Annotated in this window: 3 protein-coding genes; 1 reads left to right on the forward strand and 2 read right to left on the reverse strand. The window is 58.0% G+C overall.

Going from position 1 to position 4,363, the window contains the following annotated elements; all coding sequences use genetic code 11:
• A partial coding sequence (locus ACODRZ_RS26370; protein ID WP_488973106.1) for a LysR family transcriptional regulator occupies positions 1–589 on the reverse strand: 589 nt, incomplete at its 3' end.
• Positions 590–616: 27 nt separating this feature from the next.
• Positions 617–1,687 (reverse strand): aminoglycoside phosphotransferase family protein, encoded by a 1,071-nt coding sequence (locus ACODRZ_RS26375; RefSeq protein ID WP_488973105.1) that lies wholly within the window; start codon positions 1,685–1,687, stop codon positions 617–619.
• A gap of 362 nt (positions 1,688–2,049) precedes the next feature.
• On the opposite strand from ACODRZ_RS26375, the gene ACODRZ_RS26380 reads away from it, so the two are divergent.
• Entirely contained in the window at positions 2,050–4,308 is a 2,259-nt protein-coding gene (locus ACODRZ_RS26380; protein WP_488973104.1) for a TonB-dependent receptor, read from the forward strand.
• The last annotated feature ends 55 nt before the right edge of the window (positions 4,309–4,363 follow it).

Genomic DNA, 4,363 nt, shown 5'->3' on the forward strand with positions numbered 1-4,363 from the left:
CCCGGAATACACCATCGCCTACACCGGAAATTACACCACGAGCGCGGACGCTAACCGTCAGCGGGCGCGTGCCGATCACGTGGCGTTGCAACTCCACCGCCGCGCCGCGATCAAGCGAAGATGTCAGGCATACCGTCTCGACCGGCTCCAGCGTAATCGCAAAGTCGATTGCATTACTCGCAAGATCCTGCTGCAGTTGTGCTTGGCTTCGCGCGAGCACACGCACCGGCACTTGCGGATTGGCACGAATAAACCCTTCCACCAGAGCACAGCGTTCGGCAATCCGGTCGCTATGGTGAACCGCGCCGATACGCAACTCGTGTGTCCGAATCGAACGTGCCGCCTGATGAACCCAGTCCGTCTCCAGCACGAGACGCCGCGCCCAGTCCAGAAAGCGGGACCCTTCCGGCGTCAGTGCAACGCGCCGCCCGGTGCGGTCGAACAGGTCGAAACCGAGCTGACGCTCCATCTCTCGGATTTGTGCGGACAGCGCTGGCTGACTGATATTCAGACGCGCCGACGCCTGCCGGAATGACCCAGCCTCCGCAATGGTGACGAAGGCGCGGAACGGGCGGGCCTGCAAGTCCATGGCGGCGGTGTCACCTCCCCTGCATGGCTAGCTGCGCGGCACATCCAGCGCGCCAAGGACATCGTGATCGCGCGCGGCGGCGATGGTCACTTCCGCGGCCGCGCAAATCATCTCGTAAGGGCCGGATTCGATCGGCTCGCACGCGCCTGAAACGAAGGCGTGCGCCATTTGCTGCCGATGTGTGAGCCACAGTGCGTCGCGATCCGGCATGTCCACGCCGCGAGCGACCATTGCTGCGAGATAGACGTCCAATAACCGCCTTTCCTCCGCCCGGCGATCTTCTATGCCCAGCCCGCTGACAATAAGCCAGGAAGCGTCGTGCATCCCGGTGCCACCAAAGCAGAGCTGGAAATCCAGCGTCCCCGCGCGACCGTCCTTCTCGAAGAACATATTGCCACCATGCGCATCACCGTGAACGAGAGTACGCGGGGCGGCATCGTTCAGCGCCCACATGCGGTCCAGGGCACTACGGATCATACCGGGTTCGGGCACCGCCTCCAGCAACCTTGCGCCATAAGGGCGAGCGCTCAGTTCTTCCCAATGTTTGTCCCGCACCAGGTACTTCAGGAAACCGCGTTGCGGCGCCTCCCACCCCTGAAGCGACGGGAGGCGCGGATCATTCAGCCACTGCGCGTGCATCGCTGCGAACTGTTCAAGCAGCGTCGCGACCTGATCCACCGACAGACGCCCCCAGTAGCCGAACGTTACTCCCCGCAGCGCCAGATCCTCCAGAACCGTGATACCCTGCCGGCTATCATCGATCCGCGCGTAATAATGGCGCGGGATGTGCATCGGCACGTCGGGAGCAAGTTCGTCGTAGAAACGCGCCTCCTGCTGAAGCACCATCCAGTAGCGCTGCAATTGCGCCTCGGTGAACCCGCCTTTGACGTAGACGGCAGGAGGCGGCGGAGCGCCCGCCCCCGGATCGGCGTAGTCGATCTCGAACCGGCAAGACGCCGAAGTGCCCACGCGCTCGCCGCTTCGCCTGATACGTGCGACAATTACGCCTGGATATTTCTCTGCAAGAGCGCCTGTAAACCAGTCCGCCGAGAATTCATCAAAGCTTCTGGGCAGTTGTGTTGCGGCGGATTGGATCATGCGTGCGCTCCTTCGCATTCTAACTGCGCTGCCTCGGTCCCGGATCTGATTCGCATTTGATCGCCTCACCCCTCATAACTAGGTAAAACAGATGTTTCTTATCCCAACGCATACATCACATCGGTCAACGCTACAAGTCCGACATATTTTCTATTTTATACAATAACTTATGATTTATTCTCATATTATGGAAGAACGAAAAATCTTCAATTGTCTAGTTCGAGCGAATGTTTTATGAAGCAAGGCGCGGGCAACAGACGAAGCTGACCGCAGGATGCGAGACAGGTTCCGCTAGGTGGCGCATTCGCTGGATTGCCGGGTTCCCGCCTAGCCAAATAGAGAACAAGATTAGGGAGACGATGATGAAAAAGGTACTGCTTCCCAGCAGTCTCGCCATCGTGGCGATGCTGGCGACAAGCCCGGTCCACGCGCAGGATAAGCAAAAATCGCGGAGTAATGCGGCAGGCGACGACGTGTCCGAGATTGTGGTCACCGCCCGCAAGCGCGCAGAATCGCTTCAGGATGTGCCACTTTCGGTTTCGGTATTGAGTGGCGAGAAATTGCAGGCCCAGAACCTGGGAGCCATCGAGAATCTCCAGTCGGTTACCTCTGGATTGGTTATCCGCAAGACGCCGAACAATCTGGTCAACCTGACGCTGCGCGGTCTCGGAACGGGAACTGCGATCGACGCCTTCGAACAGTCCGTGGCGACCTTCGTCGATGGCACCTATGCCGGACGTGGCCCCGAATTCAACGCCGCGCTGTTCGACTTTGACCGCGTGGAAGTAATTCGTGGCGCACAAGCGTCCCTTCTTTCCAAGAACACCAGCCTAGGCGCGATCAGCCTGACAACGCGGAAACCGGGCGACACTTTCGCTGCTAACATCATTGCCACGCATGAATTCGAATTCGGCTCCAACACCGTGGAAGCCGGCATCGACATCCCTATCAGCGAAAACCTGAAAATGCGCGTCGCCGGCAAATATGACGAGCAGAAGGGTTACGTTCATAACACCTTCTTCGACAACGACGTACCACGAACGCGCAATCTGGCTGGCCGCGTCACTCTGAACTACACACCTACCGACGCCCTCGACATAACGTTGTCCTACCAGTATTTTCGTGTCCGCCAACGCGGGCTTCCATGGGAAATTTACAGCGACCCCAACGGCAACGCAGCCCGCCTTTCCGCTCTTGCCGGGTATCCGGGCCTTGAAATCGGCGCAAACCGCACACAGTCGGAAGGCTCGCCCACTGGCGAGCAGAGCTATGACCACACCCATGGCCATCGCGCAATCGGCACGATCAACTACGAGTTGAATAACGGCATGACTGTAACATCGGTCACTGCCTACTCCGCATTTGATTCATCGCGCTTACGCGACACGGATCTACTTCCGGGCGATTACCTGCCTACGTTATATTATCAAGGCAATCGCCAGTTCCAACAGGAACTGCGCCTGTCGTCGCCCGCAGACGGACAATTTCTCGACTACGTCATCGGTGGCGCGTACTTCCATGAAAAGTGGCTCTATAACGACGATATCAATTCGCAATGCATCGGCTGCCCCTCCACTGGGCCAGGCGCGGTAACGGGCCAGCCGGGCCTGTTCAATCTGCTTGGTCATTTCACGACGCAGGACACGCAGCGCACACGCGACCTTGCTGGCTTTGCGCAGCTCAATATGCACTTCACTGATGCTCTGACCCTAAGCGGCGGCGTTCGGTATACGAACGAAAAACGCTCGGCCGAAATGGCTCGCCAGACTTTGCGAGCCGGCCCGTTGACAGCAGTTCTTTACCAGCCATTCGCCCCCACCCTGCTGGCGCGCCGTGAGAACAATATAGACGGTTCGATCGGCTTGAACTGGAAAGCCACCAACGACCTCATGCTTTACGCTTCGTTCTCCAAGGGGACGAAGGGAGGCGGTTTCAGCAACGTGACCACGCAAGCGGCAACCGCCGCTGGAGCGGCTGCGACTGAGTATAACAAAGAAACGGCGCAGACATTCGAAGTTGGCGAGAAGTTGACGCTTCCGCATGGCGGGTTCCTGAACCTCACGCTGTTCCAGACCGATATCAAGAACTTCCAGCAATCCACCTTTAACGGCTCAATGTTCGTAATTACCGCCGAAGATCTACGTTCACGCGGCGCTGAAGCGGAAATCGGACTCCAGCTGTTCCCAGGCCTGCGCTTCTCGGGCCAGCTCAGCTATGCCGATACCAAGCGCAAGCCGCTGGGCCTGCGCCCACCGGGCGCGCCGAAGTGGAGTGGCAATGCCGGCGTGAACGCCAGCCAACCGCTGAGCGATGATCTGACAGTAAAAGCAGACATTGGCGTCGAATTCCGCAGCGGCCTGTATCTTGCCAACGAAGAAAACACGATTGGCTTTCCCGGCAAGCCAAACAATGTGGTCCCTTATTCCAACGGCTACGCTTTCCTGAATGCCCGCATAGCGCTGGCCAGCAGTGGCGGGTGGGAAGCTGCATTCATTGGGCGTAACCTGACCAGCAAAGACGTCATCGAGTATTCAGTTCCTATGACATTCGTCAGCAACGGCGCGTACGTCATGCTGAATCGACCGCGCACTCTTGCCCTTCAATTATCTTACAAGTATTGATAATTATAATTTAAAAATTTAAAATTAGCCTTTCTAGAAGGTGCGGGCACTTCGT

This window comes from Novosphingobium sp. FG90 (assembly GCF_057808725.1).

Excerpts from the sequence above, each read along its gene's own strand:
- ACODRZ_RS26375 (WP_488973105.1), bottom strand. The coding sequence starts at position 1,687 with ATGATCCAATCCGCCGCAACACAACTGCCCAGAAGCTTTGATGAATTC.
- ACODRZ_RS26380 (WP_488973104.1), top strand. The coding sequence starts at position 2,050 with ATGAAAAAGGTACTGCTTCCCAGCAGTCTCGCCATCGTGGCGATGCTG.